Annotated in this window: 14 protein-coding genes; 7 read left to right on the top strand and 7 right to left on the bottom strand. The window is 45.6% G+C overall.

Going from position 1 to position 26,214, the window contains the following annotated elements:
• The 3 genes from GTQ38_RS09860 to GTQ38_RS09870 are packed head-to-tail and all read right to left on the bottom strand — an operon-like array spanning position 1 to position 4,169.
• Positions 1–1,452, bottom strand: a complete 1,452-nt coding sequence (locus tag GTQ38_RS09860) for a tagaturonate reductase (protein WP_161435345.1) — start codon at positions 1,450–1,452, stop codon at positions 1–3.
• A gap of 8 nt (positions 1,453–1,460) precedes the next feature.
• Positions 1,461–3,116 (bottom strand): UxaA family hydrolase, encoded by a 1,656-nt coding sequence (locus GTQ38_RS09865; protein WP_161435346.1) that lies wholly within the window; start codon positions 3,114–3,116, stop codon positions 1,461–1,463.
• Positions 3,117–3,155: 39 nt separating this feature from the next.
• Complete coding sequence (locus GTQ38_RS09870) at positions 3,156–4,169, bottom strand: zinc-binding alcohol dehydrogenase family protein (RefSeq protein ID WP_161435347.1); 1,014 nt, start codon at positions 4,167–4,169, stop codon at positions 3,156–3,158.
• A 133-nt stretch (positions 4,170–4,302) separates the two neighbouring features.
• Here GTQ38_RS09870 and GTQ38_RS09875 point away from each other — a divergent pair, with 133 nt between their 5' ends.
• On the top strand, positions 4,303–5,367 hold the full coding sequence (locus tag GTQ38_RS09875) for an SMP-30/gluconolactonase/LRE family protein (RefSeq protein ID WP_161435348.1): 1,065 nt from the start codon (positions 4,303–4,305) through the stop codon (positions 5,365–5,367).
• A 10-nt stretch (positions 5,368–5,377) separates the two neighbouring features.
• Here GTQ38_RS09875 and GTQ38_RS09880 read toward each other — a convergent pair whose 3' ends face one another.
• Complete coding sequence (locus tag GTQ38_RS09880; RefSeq protein WP_161435349.1) at positions 5,378–6,259, bottom strand: phytanoyl-CoA dioxygenase family protein; 882 nt, start codon at positions 6,257–6,259, stop codon at positions 5,378–5,380.
• A 146-nt stretch (positions 6,260–6,405) separates the two neighbouring features.
• Between GTQ38_RS09880 and GTQ38_RS09885 the strand changes: the two genes are divergently transcribed.
• From GTQ38_RS09885 to GTQ38_RS09910, 6 genes are all read left to right on the top strand, one after another.
• Entirely contained in the window at positions 6,406–9,624 is a 3,219-nt protein-coding gene (locus GTQ38_RS09885) for an FG-GAP repeat domain-containing protein (protein ID WP_161435350.1), read from the top strand.
• Entirely contained in the window at positions 9,602–10,840 is a 1,239-nt protein-coding gene (locus GTQ38_RS09890; protein WP_161435351.1) for an FG-GAP repeat domain-containing protein, read from the top strand. The genes GTQ38_RS09885 and GTQ38_RS09890 overlap by 23 nt, the downstream gene beginning before the upstream one ends.
• Before the next feature lie 11 nt (positions 10,841–10,851).
• Positions 10,852–11,571, top strand: a complete 720-nt coding sequence (locus GTQ38_RS09895; protein ID WP_161435352.1) for a carboxylesterase family protein — start codon at positions 10,852–10,854, stop codon at positions 11,569–11,571.
• Positions 11,572–11,640: 69 nt separating this feature from the next.
• A complete protein-coding gene (locus tag GTQ38_RS09900; RefSeq protein ID WP_238857889.1) occupies positions 11,641–13,365 on the top strand; it encodes a glycoside hydrolase family 9 protein in 1,725 nt (574 codons plus the stop codon).
• Positions 13,366–13,371: 6 nt separating this feature from the next.
• Positions 13,372–14,880 carry a sulfatase family protein gene (locus GTQ38_RS09905; RefSeq protein ID WP_238857890.1) on the top strand — a complete coding sequence of 503 codons (1,509 nt, stop codon included), beginning with the start codon at positions 13,372–13,374 and terminating at the stop codon, positions 14,878–14,880.
• A gap of 53 nt (positions 14,881–14,933) precedes the next feature.
• Complete coding sequence (locus GTQ38_RS09910) at positions 14,934–17,075, top strand: thioredoxin domain-containing protein (protein WP_161435353.1); 2,142 nt, start codon at positions 14,934–14,936, stop codon at positions 17,073–17,075.
• Between the two features lie 19 nt (positions 17,076–17,094).
• Here GTQ38_RS09910 and GTQ38_RS09915 read toward each other — a convergent pair whose 3' ends face one another.
• The 3 genes from GTQ38_RS09915 to GTQ38_RS09925 all read right to left on the bottom strand — a co-directional run bounded on the left by GTQ38_RS09915 (position 17,095) and on the right by GTQ38_RS09925 (position 25,785).
• Positions 17,095–20,667: a VCBS repeat-containing protein gene (locus GTQ38_RS09915; protein ID WP_161435354.1), complete on the bottom strand. Its 3,573-nt coding sequence runs from the start codon at positions 20,665–20,667 to the stop codon at positions 17,095–17,097.
• 105 nt (positions 20,668–20,772) lie between these two features.
• Positions 20,773–22,530: a RagB/SusD family nutrient uptake outer membrane protein gene (locus GTQ38_RS09920; protein ID WP_238857891.1), complete on the bottom strand. Its 1,758-nt coding sequence runs from the start codon at positions 22,528–22,530 to the stop codon at positions 20,773–20,775.
• Between the two features lie 60 nt (positions 22,531–22,590).
• A complete protein-coding gene (locus GTQ38_RS09925; protein ID WP_238857892.1) occupies positions 22,591–25,785 on the bottom strand; it encodes a SusC/RagA family TonB-linked outer membrane protein in 3,195 nt (1,064 codons plus the stop codon).
• Positions 25,786–26,214: the final 429 nt, after the last annotated feature.

Raw genomic sequence — 26,214 nt, forward strand, 5'->3', positions numbered from 1 at the left:
TCAATCTAAATTTTCTAAGGTATCTTTTATTCCTTTTGCCTGTATCAACTCCAGATATTTGAGGATCAATTCAGCCAGTCCTTCAAAACTATTCAGATCTTCACCCCAGATGTCCTCATTAGCCAAAACGGAATGGATAAATTCCCTTCCGCTGAGTTCTTTACTTTCATAACGGGCCCATGAAGTGCTGAAGAAGGTCAATACCTGCTCGTTATCTTTCAGTTCAATAGGCTTGTTGTCAAACTCCCCACGGTAAAACACGATCAATGCAGCCAGCCCATACACAAGGTGTTTAGGCAAGGAATTCTTTCTTAAATAATAGGTCCTTAAAGTGGGCAGTAATCGGGATACGAATTTTGAAGTACTGTTTAAGGCAATGCTCATTAACTGATGTTCCAGTACTGGATTTCGAAATCGATCCAGTACATCGGCCATAAACTTTTTGGTTGTGCTATCAGGATAGTCCAGGGTGGGGATCACTTCGGTAGACAAAAGCGTTTCAATGAAGCCACAGACCAATTCATGGTCCATTACCTCGTGTACATACCTTAGGCCGGCCAGATATCCTACAGGAACCACGGCGGTATGTGCCCCATTTAGAATCCTGACTTTCATTTCCCTAAAAGGGGTGAGATCATCTGCGAATTGTACGTTCAGATCGGTCTGATGGAACCCAAGTTCCTGCCGAATTTCTTCAGTTCCCTGAATAACCCAACTGTGATAGTATTCTCCGGCAACCAATAACTGATCCTCAAAGCCCAGCTCCGATTGAATTTCGGATGCCCTGGCCTCTGGATATCCGGAAACAATTCGATCTACAAGCGTATTGCAAAAGGCATTTGCGGTATTTATCCAATGCTTAAAATCTTCACCCAAATTCCATAGGTCGGCATAGCGTAAGATTAACACTCTCAATGCTTCCGCATTGTCTACGATCAACTCACACGGCAGCAAGAAACAGCCCTTGGTCGGGTCTCCCCTAAAGTGTTCAAAGCGTTGGTATAAGAGTTGGGTGAGCTTAGCCGGAAATTCCTTAGGAGGATGATCTTCGAACAGGTCGGAGGAGTTAAACCGGATCCCGGATTCCGTGGTATTGGAAACAATGAATCTGAGTTCAGCTTCTTTTGCAAGGTCCAGATACGCGTCCCATTCGGTATAAGGGTTGATGATCTTTTGCACACAGCTGATAAGTTTGATATCTGAAATGTGTTTGCCGGCGGAAACTCCATCTAAAACCAGGTGGTAAAGCCCTTCCTGAGCCCGCAATGCTGCGTAGTCCCCTCCAGCCGTGGGTTTAACAAGCGCGATTCCTCCATTAAAGCCAGTCTGTTCGTTAAGTATTTGAATCATCCAGTCTACAAAAGCCCTCAGGAAGTTTCCGCCTCCGAATTGGACTATTTTAAGAGGTAGCTGCTCCGTGATTCCGACGGTAGATCTGTTGAGTGCTTTCATAAGGATTATCAAAGTGAAATTCCTCTTTTCCAGGGGATGAAATCATCCTGACCAAGCCTTACCGCGGCGGGCATTTCAATACCGCTTGCTACCCGTATCAGATATTCCAACAGTTCTTCACCTTTTTCTTCAATGCTGTGTTCACCGGTAATTACAGTCCCCGCGTTAATATCGATAAGGTCCTTCATTCTCCTTTGAAGCTCGTTATTACTGGATATTTTGATCACCGGGGCGATCGGGTTCCCTGTTGGGGTACCCAAACCGGTGGTAAAGGCGATAAGGGTGCAGCCCGAGCCTGCCAGTCCGGTAGTACTTTCAACATCGTTTCCGGGGGTACACAGTAAGTTAAGCCCCTTTGTCCTCGCCTTTTCCGCGTAATTCAAAACATCGGTAACCGGGGAGGTGCCTCCCTTTTTTGCAGCTCCGGCAGATTTCATGGCATCTGTTATCAAACCGTCTTTGATGTTCCCGGGAGAAGGATTATTCTCCAGACCAGAACCCAAAGCAACCGCTTTTGCTGAATAGGCATCCATTAATCCGGCGAATTTCTCCGCGGTTTCCCTGGACGTGCATCGGTTGATCAATTCCTGTTCCACTCCATTCAGTTCCGGGAATTCAGACAAGATGGTCGTTCCTCCCAGTGCAACAAGAAGGTCCGAAGTGTAGCCCAGGGCAGGGTTAGCCGAAATTCCGGAAAAACCGTCAGAACCGCCACATTCCAGTCCCAACGTCAAATGATGTAATGGTGCCGGCTTTCTCTCCGTCTTATTGGCTTCTATCAGGCCTATAAAAGTCTTTTTTACGGCTTCTTCAATGAAATGACGCTCACTTTTACTCTTGTGTTGCTCCAGTATGTACAAAGGTTTGGAGAAGTTGGGATCTCTTTCCTTTATCCCGTTTGCGAGCAGGCGAACCTCGGCGTTCTGACAGCCCAGGCTCAACACGGTAGCCCCGGCCACGTTGGCATTCGTAATATAGCCAGCCAGCAGTTCACATAGCGCATCCGAATCTTCCCGCATACCTCCACATCCTCCGGCATGGCTGAGGAATTTGATTCCATCTACGTTGGGAAATGCCCTGTTTTGTTTGATCTCCTCCGGTGTTCGGATAATGCTTGTAGCCCATAATTCTTCCTCGGATGCTCCGCTGAGGTATTTGGAAACCAGACTTTCAGTATCCACGGAAAAATCTTCGGCAATATGGTAACCTAAGGATTTTAGCAGTGCGGATCTAAGCACTTCTACATTTCGGTTTTCACAAAAGACCATCGGAATAACCAGCCAAAAATTGGCCGTTCCAACACTTCCGTCAGCCCTGTGATATCCATCAAAAGTGCGCTCTTTCCATTTGCTTACATCAGGTTTCTCCCATTTTTCAATGTGTTGGCCTACCTGATAGGCGGCCGCATCGTGAACCGTATTATCCAGGCTGATCACTTCCCCTCGTGAGATCCGCCTGGTAGCCTTTCCTACCAGGGTACCGTACATGGTGATTTTATCGCCTACACTCAGGTCTTCGGCTGCGAATTTATGTTTGGCAGAAACTTTGCTAACCAGGGAAAGCGGGGAGCCTCCTTCTTCAACCACTGTTCCAGGCTCCATATCTTGTAGCGCAACCAGAACGTTGTCTTTAGGATGTAGTTTTAAGACCCGGGTGCTACTCATAAGCTTTACGTTATTTATTCCTCCGTTGAGGTATTAGTTCTAAAAATTGACCATGGCTTTTATTACGCCCGCTTTTGGATCCAACCAACTTTCAAATACGTTTATCATGGAAGTGAAATCAATATTATGGGTAACAAAGGCCGCTGTCGGGAACTGACCAGATCTCAATACCTGAATCACCTGTCTGAAATCTTCCATAGTGGCATTTCTGCTGCAAAGGAGCGTAGTTTCCTTGGCGTGTATTGCCGGATGATGAAAACTCAGGCTTTCTTTCGATAGCCCCACAAGAATGTACCTTCCTCCGTGAGCCATATAATCAATCCCGGATTCCAAGGCCTTCTTATTACCCGTGGCGTCAAAAACGGCGGTGGCCATATTGTTTGTTGTAAGTTCCGCAATTTTTTCTCTGGCGCCGGAATCGGCCAAAACCGTATGTTTTATTCCGAAAACCTCTTTGGCATATCTCAGCCGATCTTTACTGATATCAAGTGCAATAACATTCGCTCCGGATAGCTGGGCTAATTTCAATATTCCAAGGCCTATGGGGCCGCAACCCATAACCACAAGGTTCTCTCCTGGTTGGATCTGCGCCCGCCCCAGCGCGTGCATCCCTATGGCTAAAGGCTCCACTATAGCAATTTCATCATGGCTGAGGTCAGTAGCCTTAATTAACAGGTCAACCGAAACACAAAACTGCTCCTGCATTCCTCCATCGGTATGAATACCCAAGACTTTCAACTCCTGGCAGCAATTGGGTTTGCCGCTTCTGCAGGCAATACATTTTCCACAACTGACATAGGGCATGATCACCACCTTATCGCCCGCAATAATACCTTTATCATTTTCATCGATCTCCAGAATTTCTGCCGACAGTTCATGACCTAATATCCTGGGATAGGTAAAAAAGGCCTGGTTCCCGGAGAATGCGTGCAGGTCGGTTCCACAAATACCAACCTTAACGATTTTCAACAGGGCCTCACCTTTCTTTCTCGAAGGAGGGCTTTTTTCTTTAAGGAGAAAACTTCCAGGAGTCTGGCAGACGATATATTTCATAAGAGCATTAAAAATACAACTTTGTCCATGCTGGCCAAAATCAGATAGTATAACACGTGGTTTTAAAAACAACATAAATTGACTATTTTCATAGCAGAGTGATGTAATTCATAGAATGTTTTAAATTTTAGATATGCATGATAGAAAAAACAGCTTTCAGAGGCTTTGGAACACAGCCTTATCGCTATTGGCTATTCTAATGATATCTTCATGGCATTCCTGTAAAGAAGCCAAACCCAGGCAAACCGTACTTAAGGTTGAAGAGCAATCTCCTCCCTATATTGAGATCCTGGAGGATGAGGCCTTGAGTTTGCTGGATCCAAAGACCCAAATTGAAACTCTGGCTTCGGGTTTTAGCTGGACAGAAGGTACCCTATGGGTCCCGGATGGGGATTTTTTACTTTTTTCAGATATCCCCAACAACAAGGTTTACAAATGGGATCCGCAAAATGATACCATCACCTATCTCTTTCCTTCCGGCTTTTCCGGCGAGAATTTTAACGGATCGGAACCAGGATCCAACGGACTGCTTCTCAATGCCGAAGGGGAATTGGTCCTCATGCAGCATGGCGATCGCCGCGTGGCCAAAATGAAAAGACCCGTCTCGGACCCCGCAGCTGAGTTCGAGGTCCTTGTGGATAATTATCATGGCAAGAGATTAAATAGTCCCAATGACGGGGTGTTTGACAGCCAGGGTAATCTGTACTTCACGGACCCGCCCTATGGTCTTCCTAATCGCATGGAGGACGAAAACAAAGAACTGGAATTTCAAGGGGTTTACTGCTTGTTGAATTCAGGTGAATTACTTTTGGTAGATATGCTTAGCCGTCCCAATGGAATTGCCTTGTCTACAGACGAAAGCCAATTGTTTGTCGCGGTATCCGACCCGGAACAGGCGGTCTGGAACCGTTATGATATAACCGCCCCGGGCATAGTAGGGGATAGAAATCTGTTGTACGACGTTACCGGGCTGATAGGAAAGGAAGGGCAGCAGGGACTTCCGGATGGTATGAAAATGCACAGCAAAGGCTATTTGTTTGCTACAGGACCAGGAGGGATCTGGATATTTAACCCAGCCGGAACTCCTATAGCGAGGATACATACCGGACAAAAAACGGCCAACTGCGCACTGGATGAGAATGAACAGATCTTATACATGGCCGCGGATGATTACCTGATGTCCGTTTCCCTGAAATAATTATGTTGCTTTAGGTAGCTTCGTAAAGTAGTGGGAAGAATTTCCCCTGCATTTTTTGGCCTTTCGGAATTACTGGTACCCCCTTTAGTAAGACTTCATCCGTATTACTCTTGGTACCATCTGCGAATACATTGAGGACAAAGGCCCTCCTTTTGCGATCAGAACGGTTTTCAAATGAGCCGTGCATGAGTAAGGGATGATGAAATGTAGCATAACCTTTTTTCAGTTCTATGGGGACTGGCTTAAAAGCTGCCTTTTGTTCTTCAGAAAGATAATCCATGATGCCTTCCATATCCCCGGCCAGTTCTGGTTTTTCAAGTAAACCCCAGTTATGGCTTCCAGGTATATAATGCAGGCAACCGTTGTCTACCGTGGCATCGTCCAGGGCTACCCAACAAGTCAGGTGTTGCATGGCAGTAGTCCTTGTCCAATAGGAAAAATCCTGGTGCCAGGCCACCACTCCGCCATGATGCGCCGGTTTACAAAAAAGTTGATCATGCCAGAAACGCACCGAGCGGTTTCCGAGCAATTGACTTGCAGCCTTAAGAAATGCGGGGTTCCAAAGTACATCGTGAAAGCCTTCGCTTATACGCCAATGCCCAAGGGAGTGGAAAAGTACGGCTTCCGGGTCGCTGGATTCATTGGAATGGAACTCATAGAAAAGCTCATGTGAAGGATTTTCCGGGTTCCTGATCTCTTTAAGTTCTTCCAGAAGGGCATCAGCCTGCCATTCTTCCAGTAATTTGATTCCAGAAACATAACCCTTAGTCAGATACGAAGACAATTGTTCCTCACTTAAAGCGAACTGATCCCATTCCGCATCAGTCTTTGGTTGCTTAAAAAGTCCGGATACCGGACGATGTTGTTCTGCAAGATCATTAATGGCGCTCATATCACATACATTTAAAGACTGTCTTAAAGTTAGAAATTAGCAAATAAGGAAACAAATTGAGCCTTAGTTATCTGTGCCAGAATTGACAAAATACGGTTTAAATGTATGACCTGCTTTGGTTATTTTTATATAACAGCTTTAACCATATGATAAAAAAGATTCTATTAACTTCTTGTCTCGTTTACTTTGTTTCCGCTCCTTTACTTCAGGCACAGACCTCTTCTGATTCCTGGACCTATATAGAAATTGACAGTACCAAACAGATGTGGGGAGATTGGGCCAAACCGGAATGGCTTAGATATTTCGGTTTGGATGCCGGAGATATTGACCGGGATGGGGACCTCGATATCCTCTCCGGCAGGTACTTGTACCACAATCCCGGTGATAATATGGAGTCTGATTGGGAACGTACGGTATTGGACGATAATGTAGACGGTATTTTATGCTTTGATGTTGATGGTGATCCCTATGCTGATCTGATAGCCATGGCCCTGCCAGATCTGTTCTGGTATGAAGCGCTAAACACAGAGGCTACGGCTTTTTCGCGAAAGCGGATCGGAACAGTTCCGGCCACCAGCCATGTGAACAGCCAGGGCTTTGAAAAAGCACAATTTATTGAAGGTGGGCCTATGGAGTTCGTCATTGCCGGGAACGGGAATATCTATATAGTGGTTGTTCCTGAGAATGACAACAAAGATCAGGAATGGGAAGTAAGACTAATTTGTGAGAATACCTCTGATGAAGGCATAGGAGTGGGTGATATTGACGCTGACGGAGATCTTGATATTGCTGCAGGAAGGCGACCAGATGGGGAGGAAGAACCCAAATACCTGATATGGTATGAAAACCCGGGACGAATAGACCGGCCGTGGAAGGAAACACATATAGGCGAGAGCGAACACCCTATAGACAGGGTAGAGATTGCGGATGTCAATGGTGATGGAAAAGCTGATGTAATCGTCACCGAGGAACGCTACCCTGGCCTGGAACCCGATGCCAATCTGTGGTGGTACGGCCAGCAAACCTTGCAAAGCTGGGAAAGGAACCGTATTGCCACTCAGTACTCCAGTAATAATTTGGACATCGCGGATATCGATCAGGACGGAGATATAGACCTGCTAAGCGCTGAACACAAAGGGGAGAAACTAGAGTTACAACTTTGGTATAACGATGGGAAAGGAAGTTTTTCAAAGAAAGTTATAGATACAGGAAAAGAGAATCACCTGGGAACCCAATGGGTAGATATTGATCTTGATGGGGATTTAGACATTATTGGCGCCGGATGGGATAGACACCAGTATATACACCTTTGGCGTAATGACAAGACCAAACCTCTGAAAACAGGAATGCGCTTCAAAGACTATCCCTGGGCTCCGGAAAGGGTAAACGACGAGGGACGATTTCTCAGGGTGGGTGGAAAATTGGATTACAAATCAAACGAAGATCACTTTCCAAAAGATGCTCACGAAAACGGTTTTATAAAACTGCCTGCTGAGGTAAACCTTCAAGACGCCCTTAGGGCCGAAGTTTTTGTTGAGCGGGTACAATCGCATGAAGACACCAAAGAACTGCGTATACAATTCAATAAAGGAGTGCCATTGTTGCTTCCGGAACCCGGGACTATTCCTGCTCGTGCAACAGACTATATGTTCCATTTCAACAGTAGGATAGCCCTTTCATTGTCTCAGTTGAAGCAGGGACAGAACGCCTTCCGCCTCACCGTGTCTGAGGAACAGTCCTGGGATTGGCCACAGAATATCATTTACGGCTTAGTGCTGCGTGTCTACTATCCGGAAGATCGGATAGTCCCTGTCCTTAAGTCATCTGGTATAAGCTCAGAGGGGCAAATAAAAGATGTAATTGACCTGGAGATCGAACCACTGCAGGGAATTGAAACCGCCCGGGTAGATTATATTGGATTTTATGAGGATGTCAATTGGAAAGGCGATGGAAAATATTTGGACTGGCAGTACCGCTATCATAGGGGACAATTGGCGAACCATATCGGATCAGCTACGAAACCCCCGTTCAAATTTAAATGGAATACCAGCTGGTTGCCAGATCAGCTGGATCCCATAAAAATTATGGCTCTGGTAAAGGATATTAATGGCATTACCAGGGTCAGTACGGTACTTGAGGGTTCGATGATAGACCGGACAAAATCCGTATCCCTGATAAAACCCTATGGACAGGACGCCTTTTGGACCACCCGGAATGGGGTACACACGGAATATTTAGATCTGCCATTTGAATTACAAACAGAAAATGAGGTTAAACTCTTTTGGAACAGCTGGAGTCCCTGTTATTCCGCAGGGCTAAATATTAATGGAAATTCTTTGCCAACGGCCGCCAATACCCCATGTTATGACGCTTTTCTTAGCGAACAGGAAATAGAAGATATCAGCAGTCTGAAAGAGGGCAAAAACGAGATCAGTTCGGCAAAAACACCGCTTCACGAGGGTAAGATGGTACATGGCATGGATGTGCAATGGCCGGGAATTATGATGAAGATCAGGCGAAATGCAACACCAGTGACCAATGTGATGATCCACGAGTTATTGTATGAAGGGACCCCTCATTTTAGGGTAGAAACCGCCAAAGCTACCTACTATTTTGACAGGGCAGGAGGAGGCTTTTCACGCATTATTGATATCTATGGGAACGATTGGGTAAGCTTTAAGAGAGAACCCTGGGGGAGCTATCCGGCTTCGGCTGCTTCTGCATTCAGGGGTCTGCCAAACCTGGTGTTTAAATCGGAGACCGATGACGGCGCAGGTCACCCGGGACACGATCGCTGCAATTCCCAGCTTGTAGGTACAAACAAAATAAGAACGGTTTCCAAAAGCGGTTTGTGGGAATGGGAGTGGACATTTTACGATGATCATGCCATTTTTGAAATCCTCAAAGCGGATCCGAACGTAGCCTATTGGTTTCTTTATGAAGGTACACCAGGCGGGGTTTACGATCCGGAGACATCGATCTATGGTACGAATAGGGACGGACCTGCTGAGGACATACCGGATTACTACAAAGGCAGCATCGATTTTGGTCAGTTTGATTGGGCCTACTTTGGTAGGAAAGGAACTGAAAACAGCTTTTATATTGCCCAGCTGAGCGATGATGATAAAATGGATATGATGTCGTATCTTGGGAATACGGAAAATGGAGCTTTGAGCGAAGATGGTATGACAGTTTTTGGCTTCGGAAGAGAAGACAATGCTCAAGCCCTGCTCAAAGGTCTAAACACTTTCCTCATTGGGTTTTACGGGGCACATGTAAATAGCAAAGACGGACACCAACAAATAACCCTTCATATCGAAAATAGCATACGTACAGCCAAAGATGAAATTACAGATAAGCTTTAACCATGTCCTGTTGAGCTTTCTTTTACTGGCAATCTCCTGTGGAGGTCCCAGGGAAAAGAAAAACTCCGATGCGGAAGGACAATCCGACAAAGAACTCACATTTGAATCGCGCAAGATCGTCAATAGCGCTAAACTCTGGTGGGCGCATACACCTAAAGACGTCACTGGAGATGGCATTGCCGATCTCCTCTTTATTCATAACAATGGATCCGGAGGTTACCTGGGATATTTTACAGGTAAAAAGGAGCCTGGTCTTTGGGAGAAAACAGTGATCGCTGAACAGCCGATTTCAGGGGGCTATTTTGCCAGCGGGGATTTAGAAAGCAATGATATAGACGGGGACGGAGATTATGATGTTATCGCCGTAAAGCATCCCGGGGAATGGACGGATGCCGGGGCCACCGCTGAACTCTTTTGGTATGAAAATACCGGGGAAGAATGGAAGGCTCACACCATTGGTACGGTGCCGGATGCGGTAAAAGATGTCAGTTTTGCTGATTTTGATAACGATGGTAATCTGGATCTTGCCGTACTTACTTTTGATGAACATACGCTGAGTATTTTTAGACAGGAAAACGAAAATACCTGGTATAAGGTGCAATTTATTCAGAACGAAGTATTACACGAAGGTATGGACGTGGGTGATCTGAATAGCGATGGATTTCCAGACATTGTGGCAAACGGCCTCATTTACTACAACCCGGGAGAGGATATCACGGAAACCTGGCTGGAAGAGAACCTGGACGAGCAATGGAATAACCAGGAAGGAGACTGGTCCAGAAACGGAACCAAAACATTCGTCAGGGATACCGACCGGGATGGAGTGGCAGAGATCTATATGGCCCATTCCGAAAGGGCGGGATATCCCTTGGTAAGCTATAAAAAATCCGGACAAAACTGGCAACGCACAGTAATAAAGGACAGTATAGTGGCCTGCCACACCTTACAGGTCTACGATTTTGACCTCGACGGGGATTTCGATGTACTTGCTGGGGTCAATGGGGGAAGAGCGGTTAACCTGGATAAAAACAGCTTTCCGGTAAGTGTGTTTTTAAATACGGGATCTCCTGATCAATATGAGGAGATGATCATTACCTCAGAAGGTATTTATAACGGTCAGGCCATAGATTATGATGGCGATGGGGATATGGACCTGTTCAGATATCCGGATCACGAATCTGCAGACCTCTTTCTTCTTGAGAATAAAATAAAATAGCCTTTTAACACATGATTCGCGGCCTGAGCATAATTCTGGTTCTTCTCTTTATTGAAAGCTGTGCCTCCCAACCTAAGAGCCAGCTGTTAGCTGATGAAGAAGAAACCGTTGTGATAGAAAAACTGCAGTACTATCTGTACTTTCCACCGGATTACGAGACTAAAAAGGAAGAGCAATTCCCTATTCTACTCTTTTTACACGGAGGAGGAGAATCCGGAGACAGTCTTGGGGCGCTAAAGTCAAACGGCCCTCCCAAACTGATAGCGGAAGGAAAACAATTTCCGTTCCTGATCCTTGCACCGCAAAACCCTCATCCGAAAAAATGGTGGAACACCAGAGCCGTTATGCAGTTACTTGATACCATAGTTCAAAGCAATCGCGTTGACAAAAAAAGAATATATTTAACAGGATTAAGTCGTGGTGGAGGGGCAGCCTGGGAATTGGCCGTACAGTACCCTGAAAGATTCGCTGCTATGGCGGTGGTATGTGGGATGACCCCGGTACCCTATGCTTCCTGGATTGATAAAGATATGCCTATCTGGGTTTTTCATGGAACCGAAGATAAATCCATTCCCTTTTCTGAGTCTCAAAATATGGTAGACAAGCTTCAGCAGATGGGCTATGATGTAAAGTTTACAAAGTACGAGGGAGTCGGGCATAATTCCTGGGTACAGGCGTATAATACGGAAGGCTTATACGATTGGTTCATCGCTCAGAAGCGAAAGGATTAGTGTCAAAGGGAGGATTTAAGTAAAAGGGACGGCAGGTATTTACATGTGTGGATATGATCTAGCAACAATATGATGAGAAATACTATTACTGCATTGATCTTGGTGATCACAGTCTTGTTCTTTCTTGGCTGTAAAGAGCAAACCAGGGGCTCGGAAGGCGTTGTAAGCGAACAAATCAGACTTAATCAAATCGGATACTACCCTATATTCATAAAGAAAGCTGTGGTGGTCGGTGTGGTAGAAGCCACTGAATTTGAGCTTATTGAGGCAAAGTCAGGTAAGAATGTATTTTCAGCAGACCTGTCCGAAGCTCGTAAATGGGAGTTGTCCGGAGAAGAGGTCCGCATCGCAGATTTTACTGACTTCAATGAGGAAGGTACATACCAACTGGCTATAGCTGGTATCGGACAGTCTTATCCCTTTGAGATCGGAAAACACATCCTGCAGGCTCCTTTTTTGGGTAGTGTCAAGGGCTTGTACTACCAACGGGCAAGTATGGCCCTGGATGAAAAATTTGCCGGGAAATGGCATAGAGCGGCAGGCCATCCGGATGATAGCGTAAGTTTTCATCCATCTAGTGGGAGAACTGATGGATTCCTGGTTTCCCCTAAAGGTTGGTACGATGCCGGAGATTACGGAAAGTATGTTTTAAATGCCAGTTTTCCCCTTGGACAGTTCTATACTTTGTACGAGGAATATCCTGAGGCTATCATTGATGGCGATCTCAATATTCCGGAAAGTGGCAATGGCCGAAGTGATTATCTGGATGAACTAAAATACGAGATGGACTGGGTGCTGACCATGCAGGATGAAGACGGGGGTATGTTTCACAAACTGACCACCAAAGGTTTTGAGGGAATGGTGATGCCAGACAAAGCGGTTAGTACGCGCTATGTCATCGGTAAAGGAACTGGTTCAACCCTGGATTTTGCGGCGATGGCGGCCCAGGCATACCGGGTTTTTCAAACTTCGGACCAGGATTATGCCAATACTTGCCTTGTAGCATCCAGGAAAGCTTATCAGTGGGCTAAAGACAACCCTGATGTCGCTTTCAAGAATCCCGAAGACATAAGTACCGGGGAATATGGAGACGACGACTTTTCAGATGAATTCTTTTGGGCGGCTTCGGAACTGTTTGTATCCACCGGAGACCAGCAGTACCTGGACCATTTGAAGGAAGAACAGTTGGATTTTGAGATGAAACCCGGTGATGGCTGGCGCAGGTATATGCGGTTTCTCGGAATGTTCTCGCTTTTAAGAAATCCTGAAAATGTTCCGGATGAACTTTTACAAAAGATCCGTTCAGGGATATTGGCCTCAGCTGATGACCTGGTATCGAAAGCGCTGGAACAGGAATACTTTCAACCCATTGACGATTTTCAGTGGGGCTCAAATAGCGATGTACTTAATGCAGCTATGATCATGGCTCATGCATATCGCATCAACCCGGATAAAAAGTACTTATTTGGGGCTCAGCAAGCCGTGGATTACATCCTGGGTAATAATGCGGTAGGATACAGTTTTCTTAGCGGGTTCGGGGATAAGACCCCTATGTTCCTACACCATAGACCGAGCGCAGCAGATGGCATAGAAGAATCCGTACCCGGATTATTAAGTGGCGGGCCAAACAGCAGACTTCAGGATGCCAGTAATGGGGTTGTTTATCCTGAGAACGTGGCCCCCATGAAGGCGTGGGTAGATCAGGAACCGAGCTATGCCAGCAACGAAATATGCCTGAACTGGAATGCCCCGCTGACTTATGTATTGGGTTTTTTAGAACAAGAATCAAACTAACGAATTATGAAAAAATTGGGTACCCTGTTTGCCGCCCTGGCCGGCGTTCTAATCCTTGGAAACCACTCGGTCCGAGCTTATGGAAATTCGCCGGATCCGGGTTTGGAAAAACCACTTAAAAAGAAACAGCGAAATGTCGTCTTCATCCTTACCGATGATCACAGATATGACTATATGGGGTTTACGGGGAAAGTCCCTTGGTTAAAAACTCCGAATATGGACAAACTGGCCAGAGAAGGAGCTTACCTGCCTAATGCCTTTGTGACCACCTCCCTCTGTTCCCCAAGTAGGGCTTCTATACTCACAGGGCAATTCTCTCATATGCATACCATAGTAGATAATCAGGCGCCGGATCCTGGAAACCTGACCTATTTTCCACAATACCTGCAAAAAGCGGGTTATCAGACCGGCTTTTTCGGAAAATGGCACATGGGAGACCACGGAGATGAACCCCAACCCGGGTTTACCCACTGGGAGAGTTTTCCAGGTCAGGGGGTTTATTACAATCCCACATTGAATATCAATGGCGAAAGGGTAGCCTACAAGGATTCTACTTATATCACGGATTTGCTGACAGAACATGCGGTAGACTGGTTGGATAAACGGGACAAGTCCAAACCCTTCTTCCTATATCTCTCGCACAAGGCGGTACACGCCGGATTTAAGCCGGCCAGACGGCATAAAGGAATGTATAAAGGAAAAAAGATAAGCCTTCCTGCCACTTACGATCAGACTAAAACAGGAGCCTATAAAGATCTAAAATGGCCGCAATGGGTTGCAGACCAGCGTATTAGTTGGCATGGGGTAGACTATATGTATCACAGCAACCGGGATCTGCATGAATTAGTCGTAGACTATTGCGAAACCCTTTTAGGAGTGGACGATAGTATTGGAACCGTAATGGAATACCTTAAAAAAGAGGGTCTGGACGAATCAACCCTGGTGATCTATATGGGAGATAATGGCTTTAGCTGGGGGGAGCACGGACTTATAGATAAGCGGCATTTCTATGAAGAATCCGTCAAGGTACCCCTATTGGTCAGATGCCCGGAGCTCTTTGAAGGCGGAAAAACGCCTCAACAAATGGTTCAAAATATTGATATCGGGCCTACCGTACTTGCAGAAGCCGGGGTAAAACAACCGGAAAACATGCCCGGGGTTAGTTTCATTCCCATACTTACGGGAGACGGCCAGGCTCCGGCGAGAAAAGAAGTTTTCTACGAGTATTATTGGGAGTACGATTTTCCTATGACCCCTACAGTATTCGGGATGCGAACGGATCAGTATAAGTATATTAAATATCAGGGTATCTGGGACCGGAATGAACTGTACGACCTCCGTAACGATCCTGATGAGATGTACAATCTGATTGCGGATCCGGACAAACAGGAAATCGCCAAGTCCATGTCTTCGGCTATTTACGATTGGCTGGAAAGAACGAATGGGATGAATATTCCCTTAAAACGCACGGTAAAATACCGCTTCGGAGATTACAAACATAAGAACGAGCATTAGCTTATCCGGCAGATAATAATATCGTACTTTAGCCAGAACCAAATAGATTTCAGATGAGGCTAAGGCGTAACAGCTATGTCATACCGGTTTTCCTCAGTGTTTTTGTACAACTCAGCCTGTTCATTTCCTGCAAGCAAGGGCAAAGCAGTGAAGAGAAACACCCGTATACTAATGCTCTGATTGAAGAAACCAGCCCTTATCTTCTGCAACACGCGCATAACCCGGTAGATTGGAAGCCCTGGAGCCAGGAGGCCCTGAAAGAGGCCAAAGAAGAAGACAAACTGGTGCTTGTAAGTATCGGATATTCCTCCTGTCACTGGTGCCATGTAATGGAAGAAGAGACCTTTGTGGATGAAGAGGTGGCCGAAGTGATGAATACTAACTTCATCAATATCAAGGTAGATCGTGAGGAAAGACCGGATGTGGATCAGGTCTATATGACGGCTGTTCAATTGATGACAGGCGAAGGCGGGTGGCCGTTAAACGTCATTCTGCTACCCAATGGAAAACCTTTATACGGCGGAACCTATCACAGCAAGGAACAGTGGACCAAGGTACTTACCAATATAAGCTCCCTTTATAAAGAAGACCCTGCTACAGCTCATGAATACGCCGATAAGGTGGCCAGTGGTGTGAAAGCGGTAAACATCATAGAGCCACCTACGGTTGAGGCGAATTTTACGACAGCTCAATTAGAACAGGCCGTAGGTTTATGGCAGCTGAAATGGGATGAAGCATGGGGAGGGAATCAGGAGGCCCAGAAATTTATGATGCCCGGAAACCTGCTATTCCTGTTAGACTATGCGCAGCTATCCGGAAATCAATCAGCAAACGCTCACATCAAAACCACACTGGACAAAATGGCCCTGGGAGGAGTATACGATCAGTTAGGAGGTGGCTTTTACCGCTATAGTACCGATCCCTACTGGAAAGTACCGCATTTTGAAAAAATGCTCTATGATAACGCCCAGTTACTTAGCCTGTATTCCAAAGCCTTCGCCACTTTCAGAGATCCAATGTATGCCTCGGTAGTTGATGAGACCGTTGTTTTTCTGGATAGGGAAATGTACAATGGATCCGGGGGATATTTTGCGGCACTGGATGCTGATAGCGAAGGGGAAGAAGGAAAGTTTTACATCTGGAAGGAAGCAGAACTGAGATCGGCCCTTGGGGAAGACTACGCATTATTCAGCGAATATTATAATATAAGTGAGGAAAGCGCATGGGAGGCTGACAAATTCGTATTGCACAGAACCCTTCGGGATGAGGATTTCATTGCCCAGCACAGTTTTTCATCCGCGGATCTTGAGCTTATGAAGCGGTCGTGGAAAACCAGTCTTTTGGAGTTGCGGGATAGGCGGGTAAGGCCAGGTGTAGACGATAAGATCATCACCTCCTGGAATGCCCTTTTGATCGAAGGATTTGCAGATGCCTATCTGTACCTGGGTAAGCCGGAGTTCCTGGAAAGGGCTGAGCGCATCTTTGGTTTTCTCATTGAGAACTGTTACCAGGATGGAGACGTACTGCATTCCTTTAAAAAAGGCAGCAAAAAATCTCCCGGATTTCTTGAGGACTACACTTTCCTGGCCAAAGCTTCATTAAAACTATATCAGGCTACCATGAATACGGATTACCTGAATTATGCCAGGGATTTTGCCCAGGCAGCGAACAGCAGATTCAAAGAGGAGAATTCCGCTTTATTCCGATATAACGAAACAGGGGAGGACCTTATCTCAAGGATCATCAAGACAGACGACGGCCCGATTCCCTCGCCCAATGCGGTATTGGCTGAGGTCTTCTTGCAGTTGGGTCATATAAATTACGATACGGAGCTGATCAAGCAGTCTGAAGCCATGCTGAACACCCTGCTTCCTAGAGTAACCCAAAGCGTTGACAATTACGGAAGATGGGGCAATTTATTGGTGAACAATGCCTTTCCCTATTACGAAATTGCGATTGTAGGACCACAGGCAGAGGAGAAGCTTAAGGAATTGCAAAACAACGGATTAGCCAATGCTTTGATTGTCGGGAGTGATACCAAAAGTGAGCTGGCCCTGTTTGAAAATCGTTTCGTTCCGGGAGACACTTACATTTACGTCTGCAGGAATAATAGCTGTAAACTTCCAGTAAGGTCTGCGGAAGACGCGCTAAATCAGATTAGAAATTCTAAAGCGGCGCCAAAGATCCCAATGTAATCTCTGATTGTTTACCAGGTTAAAAGCTAAGCTCCCTGGTTTTTCGTCCCTCGGAATCAAAGAATTCCAGTTTTCTAATTTTATCGTTTAGTTCAATCACCCGGCTGGACTGGGATTGAAAGCTGTCTCCCCTATAGAATTCATGCTTCCTCCTTAGATTTTCATCCAAATGAAGAATACAACTAACCTCATTATCTTGTAGTGGTAAAAAGGATTTAGATCCCTCACGGGATTTCTCGAATACTCTTAGGGCATCGTTGTTTTGCGAAGCAACCCACAATAGCCTATCGCCCTTTACCGCAAGCCTTACCAGGCTTTTGGCATCTCCGGGAACAAAGAAATGACTCTCTTCAAGAGAAAGTGGTGTAAAGTCACCTGAACCCGTATTCTGCAGTACCAGGCCAACAAAGGCATCAGCCCGTCCCTGCTGTACTTCCAACCCATAATCATTGCCAATAAGAAGGATATCGAGGAAACCATCTTCATTGAGATCTGTAGTCTGTATCCCATATACCGGAGCCAGTTGGGCCCCAATAGGTAGCGCATGCAGTTCAAATTTTCCATTTCCAAGGTTCTCTACCCAGGCAGACTGCATATAGTTGTAAGAGAGCACCATGGCATCGCTTAGCAATCCGTCTGAAAACATTTCCGGAAGGGTAGATTCCCCAAAGGAACCAAAGGAATTAAACCTTTTACGAATTCCCACGTACTGTTTTACAACATCCTGCCAGGGATGATACAAATATTCCTTTTTAGTTCCCAGGCTGTCCCTTAAATAATAGGAGATCAAAGGATCAATCATCCCATTGTCATCCAGGTCTTTGGCATAAACGCGCACCGGTTGCTCTTTGCTTCCCTTGAAATAGCTGTTACGGCCAAAATTTCCGGCTACGTAATCGATATCACCGTCGTTGTCGAGATCCGCTGGTGACAAACTATTCCACCAACCTGTATGATCTTGTATGCCGGTGTTTTGGGTAACTTCAGCCAAAGTACCGCCAGTATTTTCAAAAAATCGCAATGGCATCCATTCTCCGGCCAGAATAAGATCTACCTTGGAATCCCCGTTGAAATCTGTCCAAAGGGCATCACTGATAAGACCGGGAAATGCCAGGGCCTCACAAACCTCCTCAGTTGCATCTACAAAGCGTAGCTGGCCTGCTGAACTCTCATTTCTAAGAATATAAGACCGGTCTGCCTGGGGATAAGAAAATGGAAGCACCCGGCTGCCTACAAAGAGGTCCAGGTCTCCGTCCTGATCAAAATCCGCTGCCTTAACCGTAGAAGAATTACTTTTAAATCCGGGAAGAGCAGAGGAACTGTCTGTAAAATTACCAGAGCCGTCATTGATCAACAGGATGTCCCTGTAGTACGGATGTCCGGCCGGATACTGTGCACAACCTCGTGCGATATAAAGATCAAGATCTCCATCAGAATCCGCGTCGAACAGGAGGGTTCCGGCATCTTCTTCCTCAAGTTTTTCGTTTTCTTTGTATACCACTTCACGCTGACGGAAGGTACCATCTGCCTGCTGAATGAACCACTTTTGCTTGAATGTTCGGCTGGCACTAACAAATAGGTCGTCCAGGCCATCATTGTTTATATCCCCAACGGCCAATGAGGGACCGTACTGCGAGAATTTATGGGGTAAAGTCCGTTGAAAATTAAAGTCGATAAAATCAATATCCCTATCCTGGTGAATAAGCTGGTATTTTGAAGATACTTCAGAAAGCATGCTGGCTGAGCTTGTATCACCCGTATTTGAAGCAAACTCTGCTTCCGAGGCGACTAAATCCAATTGCTGATTGGCCGATGCCTTTCCGAAGCTCTGTAGCTTTCCACCTGGCCAGGTGATCCGTATGGAATCCACCTCTTTTTGTTTACCCAGCCCGAAGTGTAAAACATTTTCTGGTTTGGAGAGATAACCTCTTCCGGAGAGCAGGGATTGTTTCTGTTGAAATCCACCGCCAAATACCTCTACTACTGCGCCAAGGGCGGCCGGATTGCTCTTTGTACCGGATAGTGAAACTCTAAGATAGTTTTCTTCGGGAAGTAACTGATCCGCCTTGTTTTCCAACAGTATTGCCGGATCGTTTATATTATTGATAACCAGGTCCAGGTCTCCATCCTGATCCAGGTCTCCATAGGCCGCGCCGTTGGAGTAAGTGCCGAAATTCAAACCCCATTGGTCGGTGACGTCTTCGAAGGTAAGATCGCCCTTATTCTTAAAGACAAAGTTGGGAACTTTGATCTCAGGGATCTCAGCTATTAATTTTTCCTTACTGATCAACCTGCTGGCTGTGTTCCTGAAATCACCAAAATCACGGTCGGTAACGTCTTTGGGGAATCCATTGGTGATCAACAGGTCCTTCCAGCCATCATTGTCGTAGTCGGCGAAGAGCGGTGCCCAGCTCCAATCAGTTTCCTGTACCCCGGCAAACATCCCGGTTTCCGCAAAAATGGGTAAGCCCGAGCTAGGGCTTGTTCCCAGGTTTAGTTGGAGGGTATTCCTGGCGTACTGATATTCGTAATCATAGGTTCTGGTAAAGATCTCTTTTTGATAACTACTGGGACCCTGGAACAACTTCTTTCGCTTGTTGTAATAAGGCTGCATTTCCGTAGTGAAGATATCCATGTTACCATCGTTATTGATATCACCGATATCACTTCCCATAGAGGACAGGCTAAAATGCTTAAAGATCTCACCGGCCTTGTTGGTAAATGTGCCGTCATGGTTGTTGATATAAATGAGATCATTACTAAAAAAGTCGTTCGCTACATAAATATCAGGCCAGCCATCCGAGTTGAAATCGTGTATGAGTGTACTGTGACTGTAGCCGTGAAAACGAATACCTGCTTTCTCCGAGACATCCTTAAAAACAGGGTGGGGGAGGCTGTCTGTAGAGATATTTTCGTAGAGACGGTCTTTACTCATAGAAGAACCGTCGTCTACCAGCGGTCTGAAATCGCTGGGATCTATACCTTCAATACGGTTTACTCCTATAAATAGATCCAGATCCCCGTCGTTATCGTAATCGAAGAATTGCGCATGAGAAGAGTAACTGGTGTCAGCCACGCCGTAGTCTTCTGCCATTTCCTTAAAGGACGGAATATTATCTGAGTTAATACCCTGGTTAATGTAGAGGAGATTTCGCCTTCGGGTTGAGTCTTTGTAAAAGGTATTACAGATGTAGATATCCTGTTTTCCATCCAGATTGATGTCCAGTATGGAAACTCCCGAGGACCAAAGCAGGGAATCAGGCTTAGAGACGCCTGACCCGGAGGTAACATCTTTGAATTTGAGCTTTCCCTGATTGAGATAAAGCGCGTTGTCTACCTGGTTGCCGGCAAAAAAGATATCGTCCTTACCATCGTTATTCAGGTCGCCAAGGGCGACCCCGGCTCCATTGTATACAAACTCGTTGTCTATGATATTGATGGAGTCGTTTTCCGTGAGTTGGTTGTTGAACCTAATCCCGGAATTTTCCGGGCTTATATTCTGGAAGAGTTTCCTTGTTTCCTCCTTTTGGCTGCAGGAAGCCAAAAAAAGTAAACACAACAAGACATAAGAAAATTTGTTTTGAAATCTCATAGGTTGTTTGAAATCTGCTTACCTGCAAAAATGCAAGAAGCTCGTGAGATTGACAAATAAAAAAGCCCTGGCAACCTGCCAGGGCTCTTCTAAAAATACATTGTATTAGTAACCAGGATTCTGAGTCAGTACGTCAGATCCCTGAATATCTATTTGAGTTTGTGGAATAGGATAGAACTCATTTTTACCAGCTGTAAAGGAAGCCCCACCAAACTTAGTTACCAGGTACTGGCTTTCGTAAGCAAGGTAGTCATTCAATGTTTCAGCTGCAATTCCCCAGCGAACCAGGTCAAAGAAACGGTGTCCTTCTCCTGAAAGCTCCAGTTTACGCTCAAATCTTACTGCATCCCTGGCGAAAGCCTGATCTGGGAATGAAGTATATTCTCCTATTACGTAGTTGGCTTCAAGATCACCAGTTCCAGCGTTTCGTACCCAGAAGGTAGAGTTTGCCGCTCTCGCACGTACCTGATTTACCAAGGCCAGTGCCGCAGCAAGGTTTCCTAACTCAACTTCAGCTTCAGCAGCCATAAGCAGTACGTCTGCGAAACGGATGATGGTATAGTTCATCAAAGCGTAACCACGTGTCCAGGAACTACCATCAGTAAAAGTGTTCTCCTGAGACCTGTAGTAGATATACTTCTTAGGTGAATAAGGACCTGCGTAAGGGAAACTTCTGATCCACGCAGAACCTGGGTGCTCGATCCAATCCAGGTACTGGATACCAATTCGACCTACTGACCAATCGATTCTTGGATCAAGGTTGCCGGGATCTTCTACGAAGGTAGCTTCATCCTGGCCATCTACCACTACATGAACAAAATTGTTAGCTACTTCATTAGCTGGATCGTTATAAGAACCGTCTAATAGAGGTAGACCCATCGCATCTGTACGGAAAGAGTTTCCAAGCTCAATACTTGGCTGGAAGAATCCACAGCAGTTACCAGGACCATCAGGACCGGTATTGTATGGGTAGTTCAAATCATCAAAGTAGTTGGCGTTTTGCGTGCTACCAGTGTTGTTAGCAGATTCAACATCCATTATTGCTTCCGCATGGTTGTCATTTTCCGCATTGAAGATCTGAGCATAGTCATCCAACAAGGCATAAGCCAATCCATTGGAAGTAACTCCATTGGCGATCACGTCGTCAAACATTGCTTTGGCCTCAGCCCACTTCCCTTGGTAGAGATAAGCTTTTCCAAGATACGCCCCGGCTGCCCATCTGTTTACACGTCCTGCATCAGTTACTTCCGGCAAATTGTCGAAAGCATACTGGAAGTCAGCTTCGATCTGTCCCCATACATCAGGAGTATTTGGAATTAGAGGGATTTCAGTTGGAAGCACAGTTTCATCGAAATAAGGAATACTGTTAAAGTGCTTCTTAAGGTCAAAATAGAAGTGACCTCTTAGCATTCTTGCTTCTCCGGAAATCCGCTGAGCATCCGCTGCGGTAATTACATCTGCTGCCGCTTCTAAAGTGGCAAGTACACGGTTAGCCCTACTGACGCCTTCAAAACGTCCTCTCCATAGATTGTTAAGGTCTCCTGAAGTAGGATCGCCTTCATACCTTTGGATTGGGTTGATGGCAGCGTAGTCACCCGCATCTGTACCCTTGTTGGCCTCACCGCCCATTATGGAACCGGTGATCCAGTGGTTCGGACCTTCAAATCGGTTACCGAAAACACCGTTAAGTGCGGCATAGGTTCCGATGAGTAATCCTTCTACTCCGTCAAGGGTTTGCAATTGAGCGTCCCCAAGGGAGCTCGCAGGTGGTACTTCTAAAAATTCGTCACTACAAGACACGCCTAAAACCAGCGCACTAAGAGCAATAATTCCTAGTTTCTTCATGTTTTTGATTGTTTTCATAACTTTTTTTTATCAAATATAGTTAAAAAATGGTTATCTAAATAGTTCATAACAAAAGGATTATAAGCCGATGTTAACATTTATTAAGTAAGATGGTGTTACAGGGTAGTTACCTACATCCACACCAAACCTTGTATCAGCGTCACCACCAACAACCGGATCAAGTCCGCTGTAATCGGTGATTGTCCAAATGTTATTCGCTGAGATACCCACTTCAAGTCTACTCAGACCTAGGTCGTCCAATAGGTTGTCAAAAGAGTAAAGCAATGCAATTCTCTGTAGTCTGACATAGTCTCCATTCTCCACATACCAGGAGTTAGAAGCACCACTGGTACTCAGGTTTGTAGCACTCTCCCAAATTGGAGCTGCTGCATTGTTTCCTAATTCCGGAGTCCAGGAACGCAGAGCTGCAACACCTTTAGCAGAACCTTCGAATGTTCCGAAGAAATCCCTGAACCATTTCCCCTGGTTGAAGATCTCTACACCGGTTACCCAGTTCCAGTATGTCTCCAGAGTTAAGGACTTATACTTAAGGTTGATCACTGCTCCACCACTGTACTCTGGTACCGGATCTCCAAGATAGGTTCTGTCGTCAGGAGTAATGGCCCCATCACCATTCACATCTGCATAGCGGAAACGTCCAAGACCTTTTCCATCCTGAGCCGGAGAGTTATCCACCTCATCCTGGCTGTTAAAGTATCCGATCACCTGGTATCCAAAGAATGAGGACAGAGGTCTTCCTAACTGGTTTCTTGTAGGGTTAATTCCCCTGAAACCTCCACCGAATACACCACCTTCCACGAAGGTACGCTCACCGTCAAAGGCAACGATCTCATTCTTAAGGAAAGAGTTGTTTAAGGTTACTTCAAAAGAAAAGTCTTCCGTAAAGTTTCCACGACCGATGATCTGGAAATCAACACCTTTGTTTTCCATGGCACCAACGTTTACTGCTGGAGCCGCTGCAAAGTTTCCGGTTACACCTGCCAATGGCACTTCGAACAAGAGATCCTCCGTGTCTTTTTGCCACCAGTCGAAGATTATCTCGATCTTATTGTCAAAGAAAGAAGCATCAAATCCGATGTTGGTTGTTGTACTGGTTTCCCATCTCGCATCAGGGTTTCCGATACGGCTGGTTGCGAAACCTTCGTCAGCTCCACTGTTCTGACCACCGATTGGATAGAAGGTGTTACCCAAATTAGACGCCGCAAGTGAGAATTGGTTCGTCGGAGATACGTTGTTTGAGTTCCCCATTTCACCCCATCCACCACGGATCTTAAGGTCGCTGAAGATATTTTGGTCTTGCATAAATGGCTCAGCAATTACCCTCCAGGCACCAGAGACCGCGGGGAAGGTACCGTAACGGTTGTTCTCACCAAATACTGAGGAACCGTCCCTTCGAATTACCCCTGTCAGGTAGTACTTCTCGTCAAAGTTGTAGTCCAGTTTACCGAAGATAGAGCTAAAGTTAACCCCTTTTCGGATAAAACTCTGTACTACAGGACTTTGAACAGTAGCAAGTGATACGAAATCCAGATCGGTAGAGAATGGGTTGATACCAGATCCCTGTATCCTTCTTCCTTGTGGTGCTGTTCTTGGAGAAGCGGCACCTTCTATGGCTTCAATTCCTGCAAAAGCTTTGATCTTATGCTTGCCAAAAAGCTTCTCATAAGTAATGGTATTGGTAAAGGTCCACTGGAAACCGTATTCAGATGCTTCAAAGAAGCTGAAACTAGCCTGTGGCTCAGAATCTCCCAGATACCTAAAGTTGTAGTCTAACTGATTAAAGTTGTAGTACTGCCCTCCAATGCTACTTCTGATCACAAGTCCTTCTATGGGCTTGAGCAAGGCATAGAAGTTACCGAATGCCTCTATAGAGTAGGCTTGATCGGATCCACGATCCTGAGCCAGCCTCCTAACCGGGTTACGAGGGTTGTTAAATCCTGCAGCCCTGGTACTGGCGTAGCTTCCAAACTCATCAAAAACAGGAATTATCGTTGGCATTCTGTAAGCAGAAAGCACCTCGGATTCGTCATCCGCGATACCCTGACCTCCATTGCCCCCAGTTTGTCCTCTTACAGAGTTATAGGTCCCCTGAAGATTCTCCCCAAGACTTAACCAGGGAGTAATGTCCCACTCAGAATTAAACCTTACTGTATATCTGTCCTGCTCATTCTCCAGAAGGATACCATCCAGAGACTGTAAACCAAGACCTACATAAAAGCGGCTGTTTTCAGTACCTCCGTCAAAACCAAGACTAATTCTTGTTGCAGGGGCCAATCTGGTGATTTCTTTATACCAGTTAGTTCCCGCAAGGTTTGGCCTGATAAGAAAAACGTTCTCAGGATCAGCCTCGAAGTTAGCCTGGATCTGAGCCAGGTTGATATCACTTTCAAATACCCCGTTCTGACCGTCTGCGTGCAGGTAGTCAGGGAATCTTGGTGTTGGATCGGACCCGTACTGAGGGTGAGTATACTGAGGAGCTGTTCCGTTAGCAACCGCGTTGTTTTCGTAAGCAATGTGCGTATACTGGGCCATTTGCTGAGGGTTCAGCATCTCAGGAGAACCGTTAACATTAGGGTCGGTAACACCACTTTGAATGTTTAAAGTAATGTCTGTCTTTTTGGCTCTTCTACCTTGTCTAGTGGTGTAAACGATTACCCCGTTCGCAGCACGTGCACCATAAATGGAAGCCGCGGCTGCATCCTTAAGTACTGTAGTCGTCTCAATATCATCCGGACTCAGGAAGTTGATATTAAGTACTGGTACACCATCCACTACGTAAAGTGGTTCGTTACCACCAAAAGCTCCGAATCCACGAACACGGATCTGGCTGGCAGTACCAGGCTGCCCGTTTGTTACAACGGTTACACCCGCAACCCTACCTGCTAACTGCTGTTCTACGTTACCGGAAGGAATTGCTGCCAATTCTTCTGCTTTAACAATAGAAACCGCAGCGGTAGTCTCTCTCTTGGTCTCAGTAGTATACCCTGTTACAATCACTTCATCCAGAGCCAGACCTTCTTCCAATTGTACATTGATAGTAGTTTGGTCTCCAACGGAAATCTCCGCATTATTGTAACCTGTGTACGAGAACACCAATACGTCCCCAGGACTGGCTGTAATGGAGTAGTTCCCATCAAAGTCTGCTGCCGCACCTGTTGTAGTACCTTTGACCACAACGTTTGCACCCGGTAGCGGAACTCCTTGATTATCTGTAATTGTTCCTGTAATGGTGGATTGAAACATTGCTGCCATCTCAGGTTTTTCGTAATTCGCTATTGGTCCCGCAAGAGCAAACGAACTAACAAAGCACAGAAGCAAAGAAAAAACCTTAAAACTCGAGCTTTTACGCTGTCGGGAATAAGGTTTTAACGAATGAGAATCATTTTTTTGAATCATAATCATTTGTTGTTTAGTTAGTTTTAAATAATTGAGTTTCACGGTTTTGAGAACATTTTTTACGAAAACGATTGCGTGAAAATGTTAATAAAACCTATAAATTTTTGATAATATTAATAAAATTATGGGAATAATATAGAGATACTACACAATATTTTGTCATTTATTACCAATATAAATAATCTTATTTCATTTGTGATAAAATCAACATTTGCTTTTTCATAAGTTAATTCTTATAAGACCTTTACCAAATTCTTAATAAACTGCAAGTCACGGAAATACGCC

The organism is Poritiphilus flavus, assembly GCF_009901585.1.
Classification (GTDB): Bacteria; Bacteroidota; Bacteroidia; order Flavobacteriales; family Flavobacteriaceae; genus Poritiphilus; species Poritiphilus flavus.